Here is a 20536-nt window from a genome sequence, read left to right as displayed (position 1 = left end):
GACCCCAAGTGTAGGCATATCACCGGAACGAAGTGGAGGTGGTAAAATGCCGAAACGGTCTTGCGGAGCATTCCCTCGGTGCGAAGCACGGAGGGGTATAGAAATGCGAAGCAACAGCTTAATTTATAGACTTGGCCACCCGTGCAGGGCTTCTCAATAATAACGGGCGTGATGACCAAGCGACCAGATGCAGAGATATTGTTGCCTTGCTTGCATCTGTTGGTATCGCTTGTGTTGATTCTCTTGGAAACTTGGGCGTTCGCTAGCTGTTTTGCCATTTGGCAATTTACATCCAGAGGCGATCGCCCATACAAAATACCCTCAAATGCTTATCGTTTCGTAAAAAGATGTTTGCCAGATGGCAAGAGCGATGTAAAGGCGATCGCTGTCGTTACTCCAAAAAAAGGAGGGACGTTGCCCCCCCCCAACGACTAGTTAGCAACAACTAACCGAAACCGACCCACGCGAGGCCGCCCAACCGGACGCACCGCCACCACCGACGACATAACAACCGGAACCGACACCCGCCAACGCCGACCAGTAGAACGAACCGCAAAGTAAGTGTTGTCAGCGCCGAAGAACTCAACACCCACCGCCGCCGCAAACCGCAACGCCGCCACCTCAGACCGGAACGAACAAACACAAACCCAAGCAGAAAACGAACGAGCAGATGGCCGAACCGCCGCAACACCAACGTCAAACCGACGAGCAACAGAAACCACCTCAGCAGCAGTGGGAGCGGGACAGCCGACGAACGAAGAACGAATGAACATGACCAAACCTCCGAGTGAAAAGAACTAACCAGGAAAACCCCCGGCTATTTTTTTCATGCGGAGTGGGTCAAGGGTGGCGGTGGGGTCTGGGGTGTCCCCAGATATAAAAAGCGAAGCACGATTTCCCGCCACTCGCGCAGCCCTTGACGCGCGTAGCCACAATAGAAAAGCCGGGGTAGCCCTGCGGCGATTGAGCGTTCCCCTTGGGGCGGAGGGGGACATCGACCGACGAAGGAGGGAGTCAATAAACAAACTGCAAAGCAACCTTATTGTTTCGCGTAAGCGCTTTGTGTCTTATCGCCTCTGTCAAAAATTTACTTAAATTAATCTTTATCGAGTGTACACAGCATACAGGATATTATTTAGTAATAGTATTCACTCCAATTACTATGCCTAATCCACATCCTAAAACTGAGCATTTAACTAAGCAAAAAACAAAGTGGAATAATCTACCAACTAAGGCGACAAGAGTACCTGAAATATTCTTAGAGGAAATAGAAAAGTTCGCGCGATCGCTTGATGGACAATGCAGCCCATTTGAAGCCATCATCTCTGCGTTAGATAAACTCAACCCAGATGAAATAGAGCAAATTAAACTGGCTATAGAATCTTTATCTGGTGAGAAGTTGGTAGAGGTAAAGGGCGATAGCATAGCGGTAGCGAGTCCGCGAGCGTCTGTCTCCGGCAACGTCAAGGACGAACGCCCAGCAGTGCCCCAGGAGCCACAACTTTCAGATACCGAAATTGCAGCGTACACAGCGAGCAGTGCGGTCTTCTCCCAAGGGGAGACGCTAAAAGCGATGGGCTTTGCCCAAGTGGAGCAACTGCGGGAAAAGTTTGGTTTTGTACCCTCTAAATATCAGTTGGCAATAGTTGACTGGATTCTTAGAGGAAGTGGTCACGGCTGCTGCAATGCTGTCGCTGGTTCTGGTAAATCATCCACACTCAGGATTGTGGCTAAAACCTTGCAGGAATCAGGATTAAGACCAAGTGAAATCAAGATTTGTGTATTTGGGAAATTGAACGTTCAAGACTTGATTAAGAAGTTCGGGCAGGCTTGGAAAGAGTCAATTAGTACTCTACACAGTGCAGGATTCTCACTGGTAAAAAAAGAACTTGGAATTAGGAGCAGTTACGATGTTGAGGTTTCGGGGCAAAAGTATAAACGTATTGCCCAAGATTTAGACTTAATTGCTAAACGTGGTAATCCAGTTGGTAGATTAAAAGCTGAGAAAATTATCGGCAATGATAACGACTTTCTTAAATTAGTTGACCTAGTAAGACTTACCAACCAGCAACCAACACAGGAGACAATAAAGGCGATCGCATCTCACTTTGAAATTGATGATGTTTGGGAACCTGAAATAATCGCTCAGTGGATTGAGTATTGTTTGAGTATTGGTGAGCAAAAGGCGATTAAGAAGGAGTGTTTGGACTTCACTGATCAGATTTGGTTGCCTGTAAAGTGGAAGTTAAATGAGGCTAAATGGTTTAAACCGTATAAATTTATACTCTTAGATGAGGCTCAGGATTTAAATGCTGCACAGTTAGAACTCGCATTAATCCTTGCGGGGTCAACTGGGCGTATTCTAGCAGTTGCCGATCCGCGTCAAGCCATCATGGGCTTCGCCGGTGCTGATAACAAGAGTTATGAGAATATTGTCAGCCGCACCAATGCTGTAGAGTTGCCGCTATCAATTTGTTATCGTTGTCCGCGATCGCACATTGCTTTGGTCAAAGAAATCTATCCCCAAATTCCCATTGAGCCATCCCCCAGCGCTGAAGAGGGAACTATAACCCAGATTGACAGCAGTGATGTTGAGAAGCTAATCAAGCTCGGTGATATGGTCATTGGTCGTAAAACTGCACCACTAGTTAGTTTGTGCATCAGGTTAATTAGTCGTGGTATCAAAGCGACGGTCAAAGGTAAAGATATCGGCGAATCTCTTAAAAAAGACCTTGAAGACATTGCTAAAATGCCGGGATATAGTTTTGAATTTTTCAATGATGCTATATCTAACTATCATCAAATCAAAGCCCAACAGTATCAAGGTTTAGATAATGAAGAACAAATGCTTGAAAACCTTAAAGATAAGGTGCAGGCAATCACGATTATTTACCAATCACAACCACAAGCAAGAAATATTGAGGACTTAAAATATTATATTGATAGTTTATTTAGTGATGACAATTCACCAATTACCCTCAGCACTTGCCACCGTGCTAAGGGATTGGAAGCAGAACGAATATTTATTTACAAGCCTGATGATATGCCTATGACCTGGAAAAATCAGCAAGACTGGCAGCTTGAGCAAGAAGAGAATCTGCTTTATGTTGCCTTAACTCGTAGTAAATCGGAATTGTTTATTATAGGTGAATGTGATTGGTACAAATCATCAACTACAGATAAACAAATCTCCACCAGTACTGCTACACAATTTTGGTCAGGCGAAAATTTTGACGACGAAGATATTGATTTCTAGGTAACTATTTTGCGATCGCCCCTACACCAAGCGATCGCTCCTCCATCCTCTAAGAATTAACCCCCTCCCTCTGTCTTATCTTCTGAGGAATCATCAGAGGAAATTTTTTTAGCGATCGCATCTAGTATCGTTGATATCTGGTCAGGGGTATTTAAATTAACTTGGTATACATTCGTAGCATGAACTTGATTACTCCCTATTACCACTTGTAACTCAGGTTCACCTAAAAGGTGCTTGATTAATTTGGCTTTTCCCTCGGCATCCAAGCGATGCCTACGGCGGGCTGCGCCTACGCAATTTTCCATTAATTTTAAGAGTGAATTTTTCGTTTTGGTAGACAGTCAAAATCTCGTTCTACCATTTTTTTGACACCTAGTTAAGTAGGTGGGCGTGTCCATTATCCCTTGGGCCCAGTCGAGACGATGAGGAATTTTAGCTAAATGCTAGTGCGTAGGCGAAGCCAGCCGCAGGCATCGCCACTTTCCTCTAAGAATGTGATAGACAAATTTTTTACTTAGATTCCCTACTCTGAAAGTTGCTGAACAACTCGCGGTAGTGCATATTATAATTTTCTAATATTTGCCGCGATCGCCCTTAGCATAATCGCCATCTGATGTTTATTGGCAATATGTATATGAACCGGACTATGCATTAAGCAATTGGCACATATCGCCGACAAACCAATACTTAGTAAAAGCTTGCGAATCAATACCAACTTCTCATCCTTCGTAAGATGCTGGCAAACTTCTAAAGCCTTATCTATATTACTTTCCACTAGAATTTTAATCTATCAAAATTTCAACTTCAAATCATACAGCTAATATCAAGTAGATAGAATCCGTAGTATTACTTAGTTAGAAGGCTGAAATCAACTGAAGTAGAGCCAACATCATCGATATTTTGTAGCCAGCCAGCAATCTCCGTTAATATTTCAGCTTTTTCTTGGGGCGATGCTTCTCGGATAAGCGATCGCAGCGAGGAGGCAGGTTTAGCGCCGAATAATTCTGATAAATACCAGTTTCTCGCTGACTGGGGGGCAGCTTCTAAGAGTGCAACCAACTTGGCGCTACCTAAATCGCATTTACCGTTACGAAAGCGCGAAATCGTGACTTCCGTAATTCCCGCCGCATCACCAATCGAGCGTGCATTCAAGTTAAACCGCTCTAACATTTCATCAAACAGCTTTTGATGTCGCTGGGACTTGGCAAAATCTGACATTCTTTCTTATAGTGTTTGATAAGTCTTTACACATTTGATATTATATGCTGAAAGTAGGCATCTACCTATGAATGATTCAATACGCCCTTGGCAAGTTGTTCATTCCATCGCGTTACTGAAGCTTATACTGCTTCAGGCAATTCGACTATACCCGTATTATTACGTATATTTTTCGCAAAGATTTCGGCAATTAGGTGTAGAGCCTCGGCTTGCTTTTGTGGAGGTGCTTGAGCAATGAGCGATGGCAAGTCAACTGTATCTAACATTGATTCCCCATTGACGCAGGAAAAATAGTAAATTTTAGCCTCATTTGGCAGTGCGGCTATCAAACCAAAAAGAGTCTCAGACATTAAGTCCTTGCCATTTCTAAACTGGCTAATCTGTCGCTCTTGCACTCCACTCTTTTGCGCCAGCGACTTAGCGGTAATACTGAACTTTTCCAATGTTTGGTTAAAAGCTTCTCTGTAATGCATCTTTACATACTTAAGTACAATTGGCGCTGGTTTAATTGTATTATTATACAATTAGGCAAGAAAATAAAGGAGGTAGAGCGGCTATTCTAATGCTATCAAACTAACCAGAGATAATCCATGCTCAGAATTGTCTGGGCTTAGTCGCAACTATAATTCATCGTCAAGAGAGTGTGCAGCAGTACTTTATTAGTGGCTGAACTAACTATATAGCGATTTAAGAGTTTAATACACAAGCCATCTGATTCGGTTTAGCGAATGCCTTGGTAGGAGAAGAAAGTCTAACCGGGCTGCAAACCGATACTGATGGATGTATAGCCAAAAAAAATCAACCCCTGTCTGGCGGGACAAGGGGAATTTTGGTTGTTAATTTCTTGTTTTCTTGAGGTAATTATGACGCAAAGCACTACCAAAATTCAAGGGAAGTTCTACCCACTCCAACATGAAGAATGGCTATACGCTTGTCGGGAACTGACGCAAGCGCAACGAGATGTACTTGACGATCGCATTCACCTGTTTGGGTGTTCTGACCTAGCAAAACTGGCATTGGCTCAAGCAACCTGCTTAGAGTTCAGGATTACTGTGACTTTTGAGGAGGTAGAGCTTTGATGAAAAAATTTTACCCCCTGACTCCTTCCATGTCTCAAAAACTTAGAAAGTCTAAACTTACAAAGCACGAAATGGCTTTGTGGCTTTACCTAATTGAGAAAGATCCTTTTGGCGATCGCTACTGGCAACTACCCTCAACCTTAGAAATCACTACAGAACTGGAAATGAGTAAAGCCTCATATTTCCGCGCTAGGGCTAGGTTACAAGAACTTGAGTTATTTGACTTTCAAGAGCAAAGAGTTGATTGCAGAAATTTGACTGGAGTCTCAAAAATGAGACTAGAGTCTCAAAATTTAGATTCAGAGTCTCAAAAATGCGACTCAAAGTCTCAAAAATGCGACTCAAAGTCTCAAAAAAGAGACTCAAAGTCTCAAAAAAGAGAAAGTCAGCGCTCAAAACCCGCTTCTGGCAAGGGTTATGAAGTCTCTCAGACTATTCATACTTATTCAAACTTTATAAATACTCTCTCAGAAAGCGAGAAAGAGAGTTTTTTAGAATTTGGTAAGAAAAAAGCAGCAGAACTTAAAAACCCCCCAGTCCAATTACCACTCAAATGGATTGAGAAAAACTTTGAGGAATTGTCTGAGCAGTGGCTCCCGATCCGCAACAAGAATGAAAATCAAAACCAAAAGTACAATTTTGCGGCTTACAGTGAACCACAGCATCAAATGTGGTACGGACAACTACAAGCTTTAGTTTACGGGGCTGCTCAATCGGGTGACGGCGCGAGGCTCGAACAGTTTTTAAAAGATGACTTTTATAGTAGCTGGTTCAATTGGGCGAAAACTGCCCGCGAGGACGTGCGTGAATTTTTAGCAAGCAACCCGATACTCACACAAAACAAGCGTAAAAGCAGAGTAAATTAATGTCTGAGAATCTAAATTTTGGTGATACTAACAAGCTCCCACCCCAAAATATTGAAGCAGAAGAGGCGATTTTGGGCGGAATCATGCTAGATCCAGATGCAATCAGCAGGGTGAGCGATACTCTTGTTGCCGAAGCCTTTTACATCAGCGCTCACAAAGATATTTATCAAGCAGCGCTGCGCCTTCACAGTCAGAGTAAACCCACAGACTTGCTCTCGGTCACAAGTTGGCTGACTGACCATGATTTACTATTTCGCATTGGTGGCAGAAATAAATTAGCAATATTGGTAGATCGCACAGTGTCAGCACTTAACATCGATGCCTTAGCCGAGTTGGTGATGGAAAAATATTACCGTCGCCAATTAATTAAGGCAGCAAGTGAAATTTACCATTTGGCACACGAGCAAGACGAGGAAATTGCCAAACAATTAGAGACGGCTGAATCAAAAATTTTACAGATAAATAACAGTGCGATTTCATCAACTTCTGTTCCAACCCCCCTCAATGAAATCTTGATAAATGCCTACTCTAGCATTGAAGAAAAAAGTATGGGTATATCACCATCTGGGGTTAGAACTGGATTTTATGACCTAGATGCAATGATAGTCGGATTTAAACCGGGAAAGCTGATAACAATTGCTGGTCGTCCCGCAATGGGAAAATCATCGTTTTTAGGCAATTTAGCCCTTAATATCTCCGAACTCGAAAAGCTACCAACTGTTATTTTTAGTCTTGAAATGGGTAAGGAAGAATGGGGAGATAGATTTTTATCCCAAGATGCAAGAATTGATTCAAGCTATTTGCAACGGGGCTGGATTAGTAAACAGCAGTGGGAACCTTTAGCACAATCAATCGGCAGGTTGAGTGAGTTATCTGTTTATATCGATGATTCACCCGTGATAACTGTCAATTCAATTCGCTCAAAAGTTAAGCGAATTGTTGCAGAATACGGTCGTATTGGCATGGTTGGTATTGATTATCTACAATTAATGGAAGGGACGGATGGTGATAGCTACAACCTCGCTTTTAAAATCGGAAAAATCACCAGACAGTTAAAGCAATTAGCACGCGAGTGCAACACAACTATTGTCATGTTGTCACAGCTAAATCGTGGTGTAGAGAGCCGCAATATCAAGCGCCCTATGATGTCAGATTTGCGCGAATCAGGACGAATTGAGGAAGATTCAGATTTAATACTGCTCCTTTACCGGGATGAATATTACCACCCCGATACGGTTGATAGAGGTATTGCAGAAGTAATTATTGCCAAAAACAGAGGCGGCCCAACAGGAACTATAAAACTGCTGTTTGATTCACAGTTTACTCAGTTTAAAAATCTGGTGCATTCATAATCCAGAGGTGCAGCAGAATACTAATCCCTAACAGTGAATAAAGAATATTTATTAGTTAAAAAAGATGAGTAATTACTCTGTTGATTGTAACCCTAAAAATGGACGCTTTCAGCTAGGCGATCGCTTTCAATCTAAATCGGATAAAAGTGCTATTTGCACATTAATCAAAATTAGAAATGGCGGTAAGAAGCCCTACACAATTTACTGGGAGAATGGGCGGAAAGTTCATTGTGACGAGTCCTGGTTTGATGGCATGAATTTCTTAGAGGAAAAGGAGGTGATCGCTGTATGCAACTCACACAACTTGACCTCTGCTCAGGAGTTGAAATCGTCTAAAAACCTCTTAACAGGTATAATTAATACCAGTCAAGAGATTTTAGAAAATGGTGAAAGTAATTTGTCAGAACTGCGGCAAGGAATTCATTTCGTACAATCCGAATCCGAAGTTTTGCAGCAGGGAATGCAAGTACCAGAGCGAGAGAGCAGACATCAATTTAGAGGAAGCGATCGCGATGTACGAGTCAGGAATGACTCAAGCGGAAGTGGCGGAACACTTTGGAGTGAAACAGAAAACAATCTGGAAGCTGTTCAAGCAAGCACAATATCAGTCCAGAATTCCAATAAACAAAAAGAACATCAAGACAGGCGATCAAAAAGCCGAAAACAACGGGAATTGGAAAGGGGGAGTGACTATAACAGGGAATGGTTACATCATGGTGAGATGCCCGGATCATCCCAGAGCAAAGGAGATGGGGAACTACGTTTATCAACACATTCTAGTAATGGAGAGGTATCTAGGCAGATACCTAGAGTGGTATGGACTGGGACACAAGGACAACGAAGTAGTTCACCATATCAATCACAACAAGCAAGACAACCGGATCGAAAACCTTCAACTGATGAAACATTCTCAACACATCAAGCTTCACAGCGACGAAAACAAAGTCAAATGGAGCAAAGCAGTGAGAAGGATAGATACAGGAGAAATTTACCCGTCAGCAGCGGAAGCATCCAGAGCTTTAGGAATGACAGCAAGAGCGGTCAGTCGAGCAATCAACAAAAAAACAAAAGCAGGAGGAACTTACTGGGAATATGTCTAAACTTACAGCTTTGGATTTATGTTCTGGGGTGGGAGCTGGCTTTCCTTTTGCAATGTTACAACTCGGATTTAACCTCATCGGAGTCTCAGAAATTGATGAATACTGCTCAGGCATCCTCTCAAAACGGTTCCCCGATGTCTGCAACTACGGTGATGTGCGAAGTCTCCCAGTGCGAGATATCAGAAAACAGTGGGGAGAAATCGACGTTGTTACAGCTTCCCCACCATGTCAGCCCTTTTCAGTCCAGGGAAAGCGACAAGGAGAAGACGACCCCCGCGACTGTTTCCCCGCCGTCAAACGAGCAATTGAATCAATCAGACCCAAATTCTTCTGCATCGAAAATGTGCCAGGACTCCTCACCTGTCGTAGAAACCCCAGCAGTCAAACACTCTATCTTCAGCACTTCCTTCGTCAGGTTGCCAAGCTCGGCTACGATGCAGAATGGCTTTGTGTCGGCTCAGGACACTTTGCCAGCCCCTACCTTAGAGAACGGTTATTGCTGGTTGGAATCTCCAGGGGCGTTAAGCTCGACTGGGAAAGGGCGACCCCCTGGCCAGAGCAGGCAAGAAGCACAATTGAGACAGCACGGACTGTTAGCCAAAGGCGAGGTATTAAGACCGGATTTCCTACTCAATGGCTACAATCTCCCGCCCTCTTACCTCGACCCCTTGGATTGCCGTCCCGCAACGCAACTACTAGAAGAATGCGACAGGCAGCAGGAAATCTTTTCGATCCTAGAGTTGCAGCGATCGCCCTTAATAGAATCGTCTACCTCAACTCCCTGTGCAGAGACTTGTACGTTAGTTACCAGGGCTAATGCTCAACCAGAAACTTACATTATTAATCAGTTTCAATCTCTGGGAAAAGTCATAGATAACTTAGGCTTCGGATTTACAGTTAACTGGTTAGATTCATCTGATCTAGTAACTTACAACTGGGAACAAGATAATCATACTATTGCTAGGTTAGCGTTGGCGCAGCCCGCCGCAGGCATCGCACCCCAAGCATTAGATAGATTCTTAGAGGAAAATCGGGATTACGAGTATACGCAGCAATCAGAAGCGCTTGTACTTTGCCCTAGCTGCGAATTACAGCACATATATTTAAGTGGTGGCTGTGGTATGTGCGGTTTAGCACCCGCAAATTTCTTAGAGGAAAAAATGCTTTCTGCAAATATCGAGCGTACACAGCAATTACAGATAGGCGTTCGCGTTCGCATTACCAAAACTCGCACCCAAAACCTCAGTCAGTGGATAGGACATGAAGCTGAGGTAACAGGTATAAATGGCGAAACCATTAGCGTAGCGGCTGGTAAGGGTAGGGAGAAAAAGCACCTTACTCTCAAAAAAGGGTGGTATGAGGTAATACCCGTTAGCGAAGCGGGCGCGCGTACTCGCGCGACAAATTTCTTAGAGGAAAGTAAGGAAGGCGTGGGCCTAAAGCGATCATCTAAACGTAGACAGCGCAAGGGATGTTTGTACAAATACATTGAGAATAAGAAGTTGAAGAGTGGGGCGATCGCAAGCTACCCCCGTGTAATCGGCCACCGTAATCCTGATAATTCTACTCATTGGCGCTGGGGGTTTAACTGGGAAGAGAAGGTAGACGGTGAGTGGAAAGGCCGGAGTATTGGATCAGTGCCAGTAGGAGCGATCGCCCTGATTCAATCTATGCAAAATGAAGGGGTTAGCTTAGAGGAAATAATCGGTTTTATTCGGAGAGCAAAAGCTAAAAAATAAATTCTTAGAGGATGAGGACAATGCTATTAACAGAACCGGAAATACAACAAGTTTTAGAGCAAGTTAAAAATGCTTTCCCCAACTTGACTGATTGGGAATATAACAATGAAAAAAATGAGGAGTATTTCGGCTTTTCTGTCTGGGGACAATTTCTTATTAACTCCGAAGAACTAATAATGCCACGGCGGTTTTTTATCACACTTGATACTTATGAAAACAAGTGGCAAGGATGTTTAACGGTAGGGCAACATAGCTATCTGTGGTCAAGTGCTGATGTGGGGGACGCTCATATAGTAGATACAGAACCAAGTGAAACTTTACAAGAGGCAATTACAATACTCAAGGGGAAAATAGTACAACTGTTGGCAGCTTTTTCTGCTTAGGAAAAGAGCGATCGCCTATACCCGCTCCAACATCTGCAACTGTGTAGCTGTGCGGTGACTATACCTAAAGGAGGGAACGCGATCGCAGTAGTTCATACCAAAACGCTACACAGCAATTTGAATTAAGCGAAGCATAGGCTTCTTGAACCGTAGGTATCGCTTTTCCTCATCTACAATACTTAGGGTATTCCGAAGTTTCGCACAATTGTTAGTAATATCAGTTTTTATGTTTGAACAACAACCTGAAGATTTACGATTTCATGTCAAAGAGTTAGCAACAGAAGCTTTACAAAAATCAGAACCATCGGCATGGTTTGAAGTGTTATATACCGAAGCTAAAGGTGATACAGCAAAAATTCCTTGGGCAAAGTTAACTCCTCACCCTTATCTACAAGATTGGTTGACGAATCACGAACCATTCACCTCACAGCAAAAGGCGTTAGTTATTGGCTGTGGCTTGGGAGACGATGCCGAAGCTTTAGCAAATCTGGGGTTTGAGGTAACTGCCTTTGATATTTCACCGACAGCGATCGCTTGGTGTCAAGAGCGATTTCCTGATTCAACTGTCAATTATGTAGTTGCAGATTTGTTAGCAATTCCCCCACAATGGCATCAAGCTTTTGATTTTGTTTTTGAATGTCGTAATATTCAAGCTTTGCCGTTGAATGTACGTTCTTGGGTTATCTCCTGTGTTGCCTCGCTTGTTGCTCCCGGTGGCATACTTTTGCTGATTACTCGTGTTCGAGATACAGAAGCTGAACCGGATGGCCCACCTTGGCCATTATCAGACTCGGAACTCAAACAGTTTGAAAGTTTGGGATTACAGCAAGTAGAAAAACTTGAGTTTTTAGAATCTGAGCTTGACGTTAAGCAAGTGCGGATTGAATATCAAAGGCATAATTCTTTGACATCCTCTGGCCTCTAACCGCTTGCGTTCTGGGGGATAATCAGCTAGTCGGCACGCTCCCTGTAATACCCTTGGAACCCAATCAGCTAAACCTATTCTCATCTGTAACGCCCACATCAGCACCTAGAACAGAGGCGCTGGTGATGAGTGCTGATGCTTTGCTGAAGTGGAAATCTCAGATTTTTGAGTATCAGCAACGGGTAAGGGAGAGCAAGCCAATGCAGCAGACGGCGTTATTTGATATTGCACCAAAGCACTGCGACCCAGACCGGATTGATCCGTTGCAGTTACAGGTGCGATCGCTCTCTTTTTGGAGGATGCCAGCAGACAGCCCTGGCGATGCGTGTCTGTACTTCATCGTTGACTCTGCAACTGGCTTAATTTTGTATGTGGGTGAGACGTGCCGCTCTAACAAGCGCTGGAAAGGGATACACGCCTGCAAGGATTACATCGCCAGCTACCAGGATTTACATTATCGCTATGAGATGAAGACAGCAGTCAACATCGCGTTTTGGTGGGATGCTCCGGTTGACCGACGCGCACGGCAAGAGTTGGAATTGAGTCTGATTTTGAAGTGGCGATCGCCCTTCAACAAGGAAATGTGGGAGCGGTGGGGGCAACCGTTTGGGTAAACTTTTTTTGTAACGATAAGAGGCTTACTAGAATGTCTGATAATTTTCCTTTTCAAAATCCTGAGCAACTACATCAATGGCATCAGGGTATAAAAGATGCCAACCGCAATAATATTTTCTGCCACTGTCGTACTTGCGGTTATGAGTGGATGGATTCAGCATTTGATGTTACTTGTATTCAATGCAGTAGCAAAGATGTAGAAAGTATTTCATCTTGGCAGTTTCCCGATGACTAAATCGAAATGCTCATTCAATAGTGCGATGGTGAAGCGAGTAGAGCGAGTGTGATTGTTGTTTTGGGAATATAAGCGATCGCCTGACTGCACTATCCCCTTCAACAGCAGAATAATTAGTTGGTTATTATTGGTATTAATAATTATATTCTGGTTTACCGAACCGCAAAATTAGAGTAAACCGTAATCTTTTTTACTGCCTAAAATGGTGCGGTAATTATCAATGATTTGGTGATAATAACCGAATTTACAAGCTTGTTAGTTCTCAATAATATGGTAATCAAAGCAAGGAATTAAATCCTCAGTTAATTGAGCAAAACTATTACTGGTACGAGGGAGAAATTAATATGCTAGTTCGTTACAACCCCTGGCAAGAATTGAACGCTTTAGAACGTCACATCAACGGCTTATTTGGAGATACCAGAGTACCATCTGCACGGCTTGAAAAAGGCTTTATCAAAGTTCCGGCTGCTGAGTTGCAAGAAACTGATGATGCTCTGCATTTGAAGCTAGAACTGCCAGGACTTGAAGCTAAAGACTTAGATATTCAAGTCACCCAAGATGCTGTTCACATTAGTGGTGAGCGCAAGTCCCAAACTAAAACCGAAGAAAAGGGTGCTACAAGAAGTGAATTCTACTATGGTAAATTTCAACGTGTAATTCCTCTATCTGTTCGGATTCAAAACACCAATGTCACCGCAGATTATAAAGACGGTATCTTGAATTTGACATTGCCAAAAGCTGAAGAAGAAAAGAACAAAGTTGTCAAGGTTAATCTGGAACAACCTGCTGCATAGAGTGAAACTTCTCTACCTCCAATGATTGATTGAGATAGCTAAGAGCTTGGTTAGGACATGACCAAGCTTTTTTGTATGCGATATTTACGATGGTTACTGAGCTTGCCGAAGTACGGGCTGCGCCTATGCTCCTCTCGTTTCCTCTAAGAATTTGGCGGGGGCGATCGCTCTTAGCCACTATCCTCTATACCTGATATTTACTTGATAGTTGCTTGTTGATAAATAAGCCCATTAATTTATATAGAAAATTCTTGAAATTGGAGATTTAGTAAATTTACTGTATTTTAATTCAGTAGTAGAGGGAATCATTATGCACAACCACATCTCGCGCCGTGCGTTCTTTATTGGCACGGTGAGAGCGGGAGCGACCGGACTTGCCGCCACGTCCCTCTCAAGAACCGGAGTTTTCGGCAGCATCGCCGTCGCACAAAGCCAAAAGAGGCTGCGGCTTAACCTGCCTCCCTACCCGTTCTTTGACAACCTCCGAACCGTCATGACCGAGGATCAAGCCCTCCTCGACCGACTCGTGAGCGCCTACGCACGCACAACCCCGGCGGCGAGTCAGAATCCAATTGACTTTCTTTCACGCTACGTCCCAGTGTATGTATTCGAGCAGACACTCCGACCGTCCGAACCCGGCAACCCGTCGCTTTCGACGTTGCTGTGGCTGATGCACCTCGCCGGGTATTTTGGCGGCGTGTGGTTGCGCGACGCTTTCATCCGCTTCCCGGTGTCGGGTTCGCCGAACCCACGGCCCGGATTTCCCCCGACTGCGAATAGCTTTGACGCGATTGTGACGCGCATTAACGCCGCGCTCACAGCATTCAACGGCAACGATGCCGGGGCGATCGCCTACGCCGAGGGGAGTCTTCGGGGTGCGCCGCTCCAGGGACTCACCGACAGCTACGGGTACAACGCGGGCTACCTCGACCAGATTCTCACCGGTTCAAAGCCGACGAATGCGATGGCTCCTGTGGGCTACTTCATCTACCGCGACACCTTACTCTTCGACGGTACTTATGCTGTCGAGGAGATCCGAGCGCTCGACAACTGGCGGCGACACGCCGAGCAAGCCGCAAGTCGGCCGCGCAGTCGCTATGCTGAGATTGTCAACGGTGCAGGTGGTGCTGACTCACTCCTGGCGATCCAGTCGGCTGGGGTTGCACGGGGCAAGGCAACGTGGCAGCCCCAGAACGTGTTCCTCGCGATCGCAAACTACGACCAGCCCACCTACAACCTACTCCTCGTGACCAGCGCGTACTTCTTGCAGTGCATACAGGCTACTGGGCTGGCGGCGCTTGCAGCGTCGGCAGTTGGGAACGCAGACTGGGCGCGGGCCGCCGTGCGATCAAACGCGATGATCGTGCCGTATGGAGGCAGCTACAGCGTTGGCCTCTTTGACAACACTGGTCAGCTGCCGACGTTCACGATGGTCTGACGGTTGATTGGTCGCCGTGGGCTGCGGACTTTGAGGTTCGTCAGCATCCATCACGCTTGGGGGGTGAGGTGAAATGAGTATAGGTTAACTGGTAGTTTGAGAATTGAAAAAATATTGATAGCTAGAATGCTAACTTAGCAAAGTTTCCAGCCAAGCGCGTCACTTTTGGAATAGATGCTCATTTGACCCTGTTAATCATTTTTAATCTCATGTGAAGCAAGCAATCGCTCTTTTAGGTGCAGTAAATAACTAGATCATCAGACAGGCTGCAATTTCGCCTATTGTGCGATCGCACAATAGGTTTTCCTCTCTTGATTGGGTGGGGGCGATCGCTTTGCGCCATCGTCTACCAGCTATATCCCATCTCTACAAGTTTCCTCTAAGAATTACTGCTAAAACGGTGTGGTATTGAAATTAAGTTCTTGCCAACCACTTGGAAAGTGCTAAATCTGCTAGTGATTCTAACGAATTAGAAATTTTACAAGCATCCCGCAAGTTGCTATACCAGTTAATTGGAACAGGGATTAATGATTTATATGAAAGACTTTGCATCAAATGAGGTCGTTTTTCTCGTGGCACAGCATCCCATTGGGATTGTAGCTTCATCTTGCCCAAGCCTTCCGGCACATGACCAACATCAGTAACAGAAGCACCGTCTGTCCATAATCTAATTCTGCCAATCACTTCTTTACTATTACCAAATAATGAACTTGGCACAGGCAACCACAGGAATATAATCAGCTTGCGAGTTTTAGATTGATAGCATAGTTCGGCTACTGGTTTAGCTTTAACTCTGCCATATCTAATAGTATTCCTACCTTCAATTTCTTCTTTGATTCGCTCATCAAAACTAAGAATTTTCTCTCTAAGTTTGATAATTGCTTGTTGTTCCTCCCCAGTGCAAGCACCAAGCCAATCTAAAAGTAATTGCGGTGGGTCTGGAATATTGCTTGATGTACTGCTAATATCAAGTTTCTGATAGGGAATCGGAATTGACCAAGTTTGATTAGTATCAGTATCTTGCAGTTGTAAGTGAAAGTCTTGATTAATCTGGGCAACAGTAACCTGTAAAAAATCAACTATCAACTTTGTGTGTTTGCGGTCAATTAGATTATGTTTGTGAAATGAGGGTGCGATCGCAAGTAAACGCACAGGCTGACTGTAATCAATTTGCTCTGGAAATGGTTTTTCGTCTAGTAAGTTGTCGTAGTAGCGAGTTAGTTGCTGGACAACATATCTATCTTCAGTATTTTTGAGTTCTAAAATTACTAATTGTCTCGTTTCGTTAAGTGCTAAGATATCGCAGATTTCGCCCTTAACAGCATATTGTCGTTTTAAAGGTTTTAAGCCTGATAATTGCTGTAGGTTATCCCAAACAAAATCTTCTAATGCTGCTTCTGATGCAAATTCCCAACTAGAACCTGTTTTACGTAGTGCTGCACCAGCTAACATATCTTCGTCACTGCAATATTACTTGAGTACTGAATATTATGGCATACTCGATGGCGCACCCACCCGTCGCAGACATTGCACCCAAAACTGTTTCTATAGAGTAGCGATATTTTTAGGTAAATAATTTAGCAACTACTTGCCACCTAAATCATTTCTGCTTTAATTTTCACTTTTTGAACCCAGTACCTAAATTCGTAATCTTCGTCATATTGGTACATCTCATAAAGCCCTTCAAGGCATTTTTCTAAACTTTCAAAATCTGTATCATTATCCTTGAAATCCTGCCATTCTCCGGTACCAGAAATCCAATATCCTAATTCTCGTCCTTCAAACTCAACACAGTAGACAATATAGCTGTCTTTGTTTGGAGAAGAACCAGAATATTTAGAAATTTTAGGAAAACCAAAAGAGTCTTTTAAAATATTAGCCATTGCATATCCTCATTATTTATATTAGAAAATTATCTCATTTTTCAGGAATAATCAGGTTATTACCCACATTACACACTAAATAGTCCATAAAGTTAGGGTGCAATGCCTACATCTGGCTGTGCCTACGCTCCTTTGTTTTCCTCACGGTGAGGAGCGATCGCACTAATCATTGAGCATCTATCGCCTGCTTATGAAGTAGTGCATGAGGCGGAAATCCTTCTCGTTTAAGTTGGTGTTCATTCATATAGTCGCTATCAAGGATGCCGTAACTTCTAGTCTTTTCCGCCATCTCCATCACAAATTCTCTATTGAAAACTACTCCAAAATAAGTACTGCCTTTAAACTTATTTCCAATCCATGTAGGGTCAATTACTTCCATTGCGTTATTAACTAACCAAGCATGAGGTACTGCAAAATCCAACTCATCATCAATAGCAAAGCCTTCACAGTAACTTAGTTGCGAATAGTCCCATAATGCCTTGTAACAATTTTCAAAGCAAGCTTTACGTTCACCTTTAAATAGTGATTTAACCTGAGTTACAAAAGGTTTACCATAATCCAAAACTAGCCTTTGTGTACTTTTGTATTGAAAGTCAGAACGTGTGTTAAGTTGATCAATTAAATCTGCTTGTTTTTTTAATATTGTCAACAGACGGTCTAAGTTACTGCTCATTATTTAAATATTTCTTTGGTAATTCTTCAGTCTACTTATTTTTAATATTTAGATATTAAACCACCAATACTTATGTAATCCTCTCATTTTTGAATTTGCATTGCTATGTTCATCCGCCCATGTTAGTGTACTATCATCACCGCAAACATAACCAGAACCACCAAATTTATTCTGACCCTCATCTATTATTTCCATCATTACTTTAATAATTGTTCTTTCACTTACAGAAATTTCGTAATTTTCTAAGAGCAAATTTTTAATATCTTTAGCGCAAACACCATCAAAAAACCTTGGTTTTTCATTAATAATATTAATAATTAGAGTTTTTAATTGTTTTACTTTCATTGTTTCACAAAAATATCTTCAGATTTTTATTTTATATACAGCACTTCCGCCTGCTATGAGGTACGCACACAGTCTCAAAAGTTAGGAAAGGAAAGGGATATGGGTAAAATTGTGCTTCATAATAGCCGGAAGTGCTGTATAAATCATTGTATTAAAACAAATCATTCTATAGGTTTTAGCCAACCAATAAATTTTTCATAATGAAATTGCTTATCTTCACAGTTAGCAATTCTAACAATATCTTCTTGATGATGAGGAAAAGAGAATGAGCCAAAATATCCTTCTTTTAGCGAACCATCTTTTAATAATACAAAATAAGTTCCATTGTCTTCTGGTAGCCCTTCAATTAGTTCAAACTTTAATATTCTATTTGGCATTTTAATTTACCTTAAACGAATCGCTAAAATCTTTTTGTTCTAACTGTCTGAGTTTTTCTAACTTCCGATTTAAGAGTGAAGCATCAGTTTCTGGTTCACCATTGTCATCAGTTTTGCGTTCCTCGTCCAGCCATTCCAACAGTTCGGCTTTTGGACGAAATGACATTATAGGGCGCTTCTGGTTGTAATTTTCTTGAGCTTGGTAAAGTGCATCACGATTGGCTTCATTCCATCGCTGCTGAGAAGATTTTTCTTTTCCATTATCAGTAATTTCTGGCATTATCTCAATTTTGAGATAGCCTCCTTTACTCTTAAATTGCCAATTATTATTGTAATAATCGAAGTGTTTTTTAGCTCCTTTTTCTGTTTTCCATCGCTTGCACAAATGGAAACTTTTATTGATAAAAGCATATTCAAGATTAGAGTCAAATGTGTATAGCCAACCCAAAGGCTTATCTTCTCTGCTATAACAACGGTATCCGTAGTACATACATATAAGGTTCATCACAGACCTAAACTTTTCTTCAGTAACTTTGATAAAAGTACTTCTCTCACAGCTAACTTAATTTCATCTGCTGTCTTAGCAATTGGGTTATAGTCTGGTGGTAATTCAAAAAACTCAGATGCCCAATAGCTGTTTTTGGTTTCTCGCTCGTACTTTTCTACTTCTTTGTAGGAACCAATGCAAATTTTCTCTTCTGTAAAGTACAGTCTGACTTTTCCCTCTTCATTTGGCTCAAACATAAAACTTAACCTCAATTGATTAAATAACTGAACTTTTAGCTTGTAGGTTCGTGTTCGCTGACATATTTTTTGATAATTTGCTCAATTTCTGATTCCATAGCATCCATTTGACCATCAACATCAGCATACCAGCCGTATTGATTAAGTGCAGCGATCGCAGCTTTGACAGTATCATTCACTGCTTGTTTTCTCCTACCTTCAGATGATGCTAAATAAGCCTGTCGTTCTGCTTCCTTCTGCCGCTCAAGAGTTTCAATTTTTATTAAGATTGGTTGTATTTTATCTAGATTCCAAAGGTAACTAGGTTCTACAGCACCAATTTCTTTGCCATCAGATGTATAGCGCTTTCCATTAGAGAGAGTTACTTGTCCAGTCGGGGTAATGCGTTCAATTACCTCTATTTCAGCTTTAGTACCTATACGTACACTGTCATAGTAACAAATTCCTACTTTATCCCCTGGTTTTAGTTCTAACGTGTTCATGTTTTTTTATTAAAAAATAAACTCAATTGATGGTGAAATATTTACCGCACGTTCACCACCACCTCTAAGACCGAAAGCACCACGACCCGAAGGGAGATAGTCACCAGTTTTATAAATCACATCTTTAGCCCCAGCCATTGCTGCAATTTCTTGACTTTGGTTTTTAATGAGAGTTTGTAGTCTCCAAGTATCTATACCTGGAACACGAGCTAAAAATGTTTTTGTTGATTGTGAAACTCGATTTAGTACACCCATCTCTACATAAATTTTGATTGCAGTTTCTAGAGATGCTCTCTCTTCATTAGTCATAAAATTATTGCTCATAACATCAAACTTAATTCCAGTAATGCCTCTGTTTGTGTTAACAATCTGTCTGTGTACGGCGATCGCCAACAAACCCCCGGCTGTTGTGGGTTGTCTTCCTTACACCATCCGGCATCACGTAGCTTTTTTGCTTCAGCGTCACGTTGAATAATCCGTGCCATAATTTCTCTGGACTGTGCAAGCGTATCCACCCGCCGCAGGTTACTTTTATAGTGGTTTCTTTGAAACGGAGTTGCCCCGCTTCTATCTTCAATTAACCACCCCGAACTTGTGTTACTCCGTCCGGGTATACCGTTGGAATAGTAAGTATTGCGGACATAAAACCTACCATCAGGAGTAAGATATTCACCTGCTTCGATACGTTGCAGTTTCATGATGGTTTTAATGGGGATAGTCAGAATGTGTAATCGCTTACTCTTAATATTTTACATAGTAAACTATGTATTTACAAGCTGACAAAATTGTATTCATGGCAATCGCGGTTGAGTTGAAAGACCCAACCGCCTGTTACTTCTTGAATTGTTACTGCACCGATGTAGTGGCGGATGTGCATTGCGGTGTTGATATTGCCCCAGATGGGGCTTGACATCGTTGCATTGTTTTGCAGGTATGCACCACTATCATTTTTGATGACATAAGGGTAAGCAGTATACATAACTTTTTTATTAACTTTCTATTTCTTGGAATAATACCGTTTTTGTTGGGTAA

The 20536-nt window shown here is 42.5% G+C and carries 30 protein-coding genes; 15 read left to right on the top strand and 15 right to left on the bottom strand.

Annotated features, from left to right (window positions below; translation table 11 throughout):
- The first annotated feature begins 171 nt into the window (after positions 1 to 171).
- The 3 genes from GTQ43_RS37255 (at position 172) to GTQ43_RS37245 (ending at position 3256) form a co-directional block, all read left to right on the top strand.
- The gene (locus GTQ43_RS37255) at positions 172 to 435 is read left to right on the top strand and encodes a hypothetical protein (protein ID WP_265277708.1); all 264 of its coding nucleotides are present in this window, start codon (positions 172 to 174) and stop codon (positions 433 to 435) included.
- Positions 436 to 564: 129 nt separating this feature from the next.
- Entirely contained in the window at positions 565 to 801 is a 237-nt protein-coding gene (locus tag GTQ43_RS37250; protein WP_265277707.1) for a hypothetical protein, read from the top strand.
- A 361-nt stretch (positions 802 to 1162) separates the two neighbouring features.
- A complete protein-coding gene (locus GTQ43_RS37245) occupies positions 1163 to 3256 on the top strand; it encodes a UvrD-helicase domain-containing protein (RefSeq protein ID WP_265277706.1) in 2094 nt (697 codons plus the stop codon).
- 56 nt (positions 3257 to 3312) lie between these two features.
- Here the strand turns inward: GTQ43_RS37245 and GTQ43_RS37240 are convergent, their stop codons facing one another.
- The 4 genes from GTQ43_RS37240 to GTQ43_RS37225 form a co-directional block, all read right to left on the bottom strand.
- Positions 3313 to 3561 (bottom strand): hypothetical protein, encoded by a 249-nt coding sequence (locus GTQ43_RS37240; protein WP_265277705.1) that lies wholly within the window; start codon positions 3559 to 3561, stop codon positions 3313 to 3315.
- A gap of 257 nt (positions 3562 to 3818) precedes the next feature.
- Positions 3819 to 4031, bottom strand: a complete 213-nt coding sequence (locus GTQ43_RS37235) for a hypothetical protein (protein ID WP_265277704.1) — start codon at positions 4029 to 4031, stop codon at positions 3819 to 3821.
- A gap of 71 nt (positions 4032 to 4102) precedes the next feature.
- On the bottom strand, positions 4103 to 4474 hold the full coding sequence (locus GTQ43_RS37230) for an XRE family transcriptional regulator (protein WP_265277703.1): 372 nt from the start codon (positions 4472 to 4474) through the stop codon (positions 4103 to 4105).
- Positions 4475 to 4596: 122 nt separating this feature from the next.
- Positions 4597 to 4947: an XRE family transcriptional regulator gene (locus GTQ43_RS37225; RefSeq protein ID WP_265277702.1), complete on the bottom strand. Its 351-nt coding sequence runs from the start codon at positions 4945 to 4947 to the stop codon at positions 4597 to 4599.
- Between the two features lie 390 nt (positions 4948 to 5337).
- Between GTQ43_RS37225 and GTQ43_RS37220 the strand changes: the two genes are divergently transcribed.
- The 12 genes from GTQ43_RS37220 to GTQ43_RS37175 all read left to right on the top strand — a co-directional run bounded on the left by GTQ43_RS37220 (position 5338) and on the right by GTQ43_RS37175 (position 15000).
- On the top strand, positions 5338 to 5553 hold the full coding sequence (locus GTQ43_RS37220) for a hypothetical protein (RefSeq protein WP_265277701.1): 216 nt from the start codon (positions 5338 to 5340) through the stop codon (positions 5551 to 5553).
- The gene (locus GTQ43_RS37215) at positions 5553 to 6419 is read left to right on the top strand and encodes a hypothetical protein (RefSeq protein WP_265277700.1); all 867 of its coding nucleotides are present in this window, start codon (positions 5553 to 5555) and stop codon (positions 6417 to 6419) included. Before GTQ43_RS37220 ends, GTQ43_RS37215 begins: the two co-directional genes overlap by 1 nt.
- On the top strand, positions 6419 to 7771 hold the full coding sequence (gene dnaB / locus GTQ43_RS37210; RefSeq protein WP_265277699.1) for a replicative DNA helicase: 1353 nt from the start codon (positions 6419 to 6421) through the stop codon (positions 7769 to 7771). Before GTQ43_RS37215 ends, dnaB begins: the two co-directional genes overlap by 1 nt.
- Positions 7772 to 8154: 383 nt before the next feature.
- Positions 8155 to 8871 carry an HNH endonuclease gene (locus tag GTQ43_RS41970; protein WP_414859186.1) on the top strand — a complete coding sequence of 239 codons (717 nt, stop codon included), beginning with the start codon at positions 8155 to 8157 and terminating at the stop codon, positions 8869 to 8871.
- Positions 8864 to 9688 (top strand): DNA cytosine methyltransferase, encoded by an 825-nt coding sequence (locus GTQ43_RS41965; RefSeq protein ID WP_414859185.1) that lies wholly within the window; start codon positions 8864 to 8866, stop codon positions 9686 to 9688. The genes GTQ43_RS41970 and GTQ43_RS41965 overlap by 8 nt, the downstream gene beginning before the upstream one ends.
- Positions 9612 to 10610 (top strand): hypothetical protein, encoded by a 999-nt coding sequence (locus GTQ43_RS41960; RefSeq protein ID WP_414859184.1) that lies wholly within the window; start codon positions 9612 to 9614, stop codon positions 10608 to 10610. Before GTQ43_RS41965 ends, GTQ43_RS41960 begins: the two co-directional genes overlap by 77 nt.
- A gap of 20 nt (positions 10611 to 10630) precedes the next feature.
- Positions 10631 to 10993 (top strand): hypothetical protein, encoded by a 363-nt coding sequence (locus GTQ43_RS37200; protein WP_265277697.1) that lies wholly within the window; start codon positions 10631 to 10633, stop codon positions 10991 to 10993.
- Positions 10994 to 11219: 226 nt separating this feature from the next.
- Entirely contained in the window at positions 11220 to 11918 is a 699-nt protein-coding gene (locus GTQ43_RS37195; protein WP_265277696.1) for a class I SAM-dependent methyltransferase, read from the top strand.
- A 125-nt stretch (positions 11919 to 12043) separates the two neighbouring features.
- Positions 12044 to 12532 carry a GIY-YIG nuclease family protein gene (locus GTQ43_RS37190; RefSeq protein ID WP_265277757.1) on the top strand — a complete coding sequence of 163 codons (489 nt, stop codon included), beginning with the start codon at positions 12044 to 12046 and terminating at the stop codon, positions 12530 to 12532.
- A gap of 32 nt (positions 12533 to 12564) precedes the next feature.
- Complete coding sequence (locus tag GTQ43_RS37185) at positions 12565 to 12768, top strand: hydrogenase maturation nickel metallochaperone HypA (RefSeq protein WP_265277695.1); 204 nt, start codon at positions 12565 to 12567, stop codon at positions 12766 to 12768.
- 344 nt (positions 12769 to 13112) lie between these two features.
- Positions 13113 to 13562 carry an Hsp20/alpha crystallin family protein gene (locus tag GTQ43_RS37180; protein ID WP_265277694.1) on the top strand — a complete coding sequence of 150 codons (450 nt, stop codon included), beginning with the start codon at positions 13113 to 13115 and terminating at the stop codon, positions 13560 to 13562.
- Between the two features lie 310 nt (positions 13563 to 13872).
- Positions 13873 to 15000, top strand: coding sequence for a hypothetical protein (locus GTQ43_RS37175; RefSeq protein WP_265277693.1), 1128 nt, complete (start codon positions 13873 to 13875; stop codon positions 14998 to 15000).
- 414 nt (positions 15001 to 15414) lie between these two features.
- On the opposite strand, the gene GTQ43_RS37170 is transcribed toward GTQ43_RS37175, so the two are convergent.
- From GTQ43_RS37170 to GTQ43_RS37120, 11 genes are all read right to left on the bottom strand, one after another.
- Complete coding sequence (locus GTQ43_RS37170) at positions 15415 to 16452, bottom strand: endonuclease NucS domain-containing protein (RefSeq protein WP_265277692.1); 1038 nt, start codon at positions 16450 to 16452, stop codon at positions 15415 to 15417.
- 143 nt (positions 16453 to 16595) lie between these two features.
- Positions 16596 to 16883, bottom strand: coding sequence for a hypothetical protein (locus tag GTQ43_RS37165; RefSeq protein WP_265277691.1), 288 nt, complete (start codon positions 16881 to 16883; stop codon positions 16596 to 16598).
- A gap of 166 nt (positions 16884 to 17049) precedes the next feature.
- The gene (locus tag GTQ43_RS37160) at positions 17050 to 17556 is read right to left on the bottom strand and encodes a hypothetical protein (protein ID WP_265277690.1); all 507 of its coding nucleotides are present in this window, start codon (positions 17554 to 17556) and stop codon (positions 17050 to 17052) included.
- Between the two features lie 48 nt (positions 17557 to 17604).
- Complete coding sequence (locus tag GTQ43_RS37155; protein ID WP_265277689.1) at positions 17605 to 17901, bottom strand: hypothetical protein; 297 nt, start codon at positions 17899 to 17901, stop codon at positions 17605 to 17607.
- A 161-nt stretch (positions 17902 to 18062) separates the two neighbouring features.
- Positions 18063 to 18278: a hypothetical protein gene (locus tag GTQ43_RS37150; RefSeq protein WP_265277688.1), complete on the bottom strand. Its 216-nt coding sequence runs from the start codon at positions 18276 to 18278 to the stop codon at positions 18063 to 18065.
- A 1-nt stretch (position 18279) separates the two neighbouring features.
- Positions 18280 to 18768, bottom strand: coding sequence for a hypothetical protein (locus GTQ43_RS37145; RefSeq protein WP_265277687.1), 489 nt, complete (start codon positions 18766 to 18768; stop codon positions 18280 to 18282).
- A gap of 14 nt (positions 18769 to 18782) precedes the next feature.
- Positions 18783 to 19022 (bottom strand): hypothetical protein, encoded by a 240-nt coding sequence (locus tag GTQ43_RS37140; RefSeq protein ID WP_265277686.1) that lies wholly within the window; start codon positions 19020 to 19022, stop codon positions 18783 to 18785.
- Between the two features lie 35 nt (positions 19023 to 19057).
- A complete protein-coding gene (locus GTQ43_RS37135) occupies positions 19058 to 19504 on the bottom strand; it encodes a hypothetical protein (protein WP_265277685.1) in 447 nt (148 codons plus the stop codon).
- Between the two features lie 9 nt (positions 19505 to 19513).
- The gene (locus GTQ43_RS37130) at positions 19514 to 19813 is read right to left on the bottom strand and encodes a hypothetical protein (RefSeq protein WP_265277684.1); all 300 of its coding nucleotides are present in this window, start codon (positions 19811 to 19813) and stop codon (positions 19514 to 19516) included.
- A gap of 11 nt (positions 19814 to 19824) precedes the next feature.
- A complete protein-coding gene (locus GTQ43_RS37125) occupies positions 19825 to 20202 on the bottom strand; it encodes a hypothetical protein (protein ID WP_265277683.1) in 378 nt (125 codons plus the stop codon).
- A 71-nt stretch (positions 20203 to 20273) separates the two neighbouring features.
- Positions 20274 to 20483, bottom strand: coding sequence for a hypothetical protein (locus GTQ43_RS37120; protein ID WP_265277682.1), 210 nt, complete (start codon positions 20481 to 20483; stop codon positions 20274 to 20276).
- Between the last annotated feature and the right edge of the window lie 53 nt (positions 20484 to 20536).

It is taken from the genome of Nostoc sp. KVJ3, assembly GCF_026127265.1.
In the GTDB taxonomy this organism is placed as follows: domain Bacteria; phylum Cyanobacteriota; class Cyanobacteriia; order Cyanobacteriales; family Nostocaceae; genus Nostoc.
Note: the sequence above shows the minus strand (reverse complement) of the source record. Positions and strands in the feature narration are given on the sequence as shown.

What these genes read in the sequence shown, in the direction of transcription:
- GTQ43_RS37255 (WP_265277708.1), top strand. Translation starts at nt 172, where the DNA reads ATGACCAAGCGACCAGATGCAGAGATATTGTTGCCTTGCTTGCATCTG.
- GTQ43_RS37245 (WP_265277706.1), top strand. Translation starts at nt 1,163, where the DNA reads ATGCCTAATCCACATCCTAAAACTGAGCATTTAACTAAGCAAAAAACA.
- GTQ43_RS37240 (WP_265277705.1), bottom strand. Translation starts at nt 3,561, where the DNA reads ATGGAAAATTGCGTAGGCGCAGCCCGCCGTAGGCATCGCTTGGATGCC.
- GTQ43_RS37230 (WP_265277703.1), bottom strand. Translation starts at nt 4,474, where the DNA reads ATGTCAGATTTTGCCAAGTCCCAGCGACATCAAAAGCTGTTTGATGAA.
- GTQ43_RS37225 (WP_265277702.1), bottom strand. Translation starts at nt 4,947, where the DNA reads ATGCATTACAGAGAAGCTTTTAACCAAACATTGGAAAAGTTCAGTATT.
- GTQ43_RS37220 (WP_265277701.1), top strand. Translation starts at nt 5,338, where the DNA reads ATGACGCAAAGCACTACCAAAATTCAAGGGAAGTTCTACCCACTCCAA.
- GTQ43_RS37215 (WP_265277700.1), top strand. Translation starts at nt 5,553, where the DNA reads ATGAAAAAATTTTACCCCCTGACTCCTTCCATGTCTCAAAAACTTAGA.
- dnaB (WP_265277699.1), top strand. Translation starts at nt 6,419, where the DNA reads ATGTCTGAGAATCTAAATTTTGGTGATACTAACAAGCTCCCACCCCAA.
- GTQ43_RS41970 (WP_414859186.1), top strand. Translation starts at nt 8,155, where the DNA reads ATGGTGAAAGTAATTTGTCAGAACTGCGGCAAGGAATTCATTTCGTAC.
- GTQ43_RS41965 (WP_414859185.1), top strand. Translation starts at nt 8,864, where the DNA reads ATGTCTAAACTTACAGCTTTGGATTTATGTTCTGGGGTGGGAGCTGGC.
- GTQ43_RS37200 (WP_265277697.1), top strand. Translation starts at nt 10,631, where the DNA reads ATGCTATTAACAGAACCGGAAATACAACAAGTTTTAGAGCAAGTTAAA.
- GTQ43_RS37195 (WP_265277696.1), top strand. Translation starts at nt 11,220, where the DNA reads ATGTTTGAACAACAACCTGAAGATTTACGATTTCATGTCAAAGAGTTA.
- GTQ43_RS37190 (WP_265277757.1), top strand. Translation starts at nt 12,044, where the DNA reads ATGAGTGCTGATGCTTTGCTGAAGTGGAAATCTCAGATTTTTGAGTAT.
- GTQ43_RS37185 (WP_265277695.1), top strand. Translation starts at nt 12,565, where the DNA reads ATGTCTGATAATTTTCCTTTTCAAAATCCTGAGCAACTACATCAATGG.
- GTQ43_RS37180 (WP_265277694.1), top strand. Translation starts at nt 13,113, where the DNA reads ATGCTAGTTCGTTACAACCCCTGGCAAGAATTGAACGCTTTAGAACGT.
- GTQ43_RS37175 (WP_265277693.1), top strand. Translation starts at nt 13,873, where the DNA reads ATGCACAACCACATCTCGCGCCGTGCGTTCTTTATTGGCACGGTGAGA.
- GTQ43_RS37170 (WP_265277692.1), bottom strand. Translation starts at nt 16,452, where the DNA reads ATGTTAGCTGGTGCAGCACTACGTAAAACAGGTTCTAGTTGGGAATTT.
- GTQ43_RS37165 (WP_265277691.1), bottom strand. Translation starts at nt 16,883, where the DNA reads ATGGCTAATATTTTAAAAGACTCTTTTGGTTTTCCTAAAATTTCTAAA.
- GTQ43_RS37160 (WP_265277690.1), bottom strand. Translation starts at nt 17,556, where the DNA reads ATGAGCAGTAACTTAGACCGTCTGTTGACAATATTAAAAAAACAAGCA.
- GTQ43_RS37155 (WP_265277689.1), bottom strand. Translation starts at nt 17,901, where the DNA reads ATGAAAGTAAAACAATTAAAAACTCTAATTATTAATATTATTAATGAA.
- GTQ43_RS37150 (WP_265277688.1), bottom strand. Translation starts at nt 18,278, where the DNA reads ATGCCAAATAGAATATTAAAGTTTGAACTAATTGAAGGGCTACCAGAA.
- GTQ43_RS37145 (WP_265277687.1), bottom strand. Translation starts at nt 18,768, where the DNA reads ATGTACTACGGATACCGTTGTTATAGCAGAGAAGATAAGCCTTTGGGT.
- GTQ43_RS37140 (WP_265277686.1), bottom strand. Translation starts at nt 19,022, where the DNA reads ATGTTTGAGCCAAATGAAGAGGGAAAAGTCAGACTGTACTTTACAGAA.
- GTQ43_RS37135 (WP_265277685.1), bottom strand. Translation starts at nt 19,504, where the DNA reads ATGAACACGTTAGAACTAAAACCAGGGGATAAAGTAGGAATTTGTTAC.
- GTQ43_RS37130 (WP_265277684.1), bottom strand. Translation starts at nt 19,813, where the DNA reads ATGACTAATGAAGAGAGAGCATCTCTAGAAACTGCAATCAAAATTTAT.
- GTQ43_RS37125 (WP_265277683.1), bottom strand. Translation starts at nt 20,202, where the DNA reads ATGAAACTGCAACGTATCGAAGCAGGTGAATATCTTACTCCTGATGGT.
- GTQ43_RS37120 (WP_265277682.1), bottom strand. Translation starts at nt 20,483, where the DNA reads ATGTATACTGCTTACCCTTATGTCATCAAAAATGATAGTGGTGCATAC.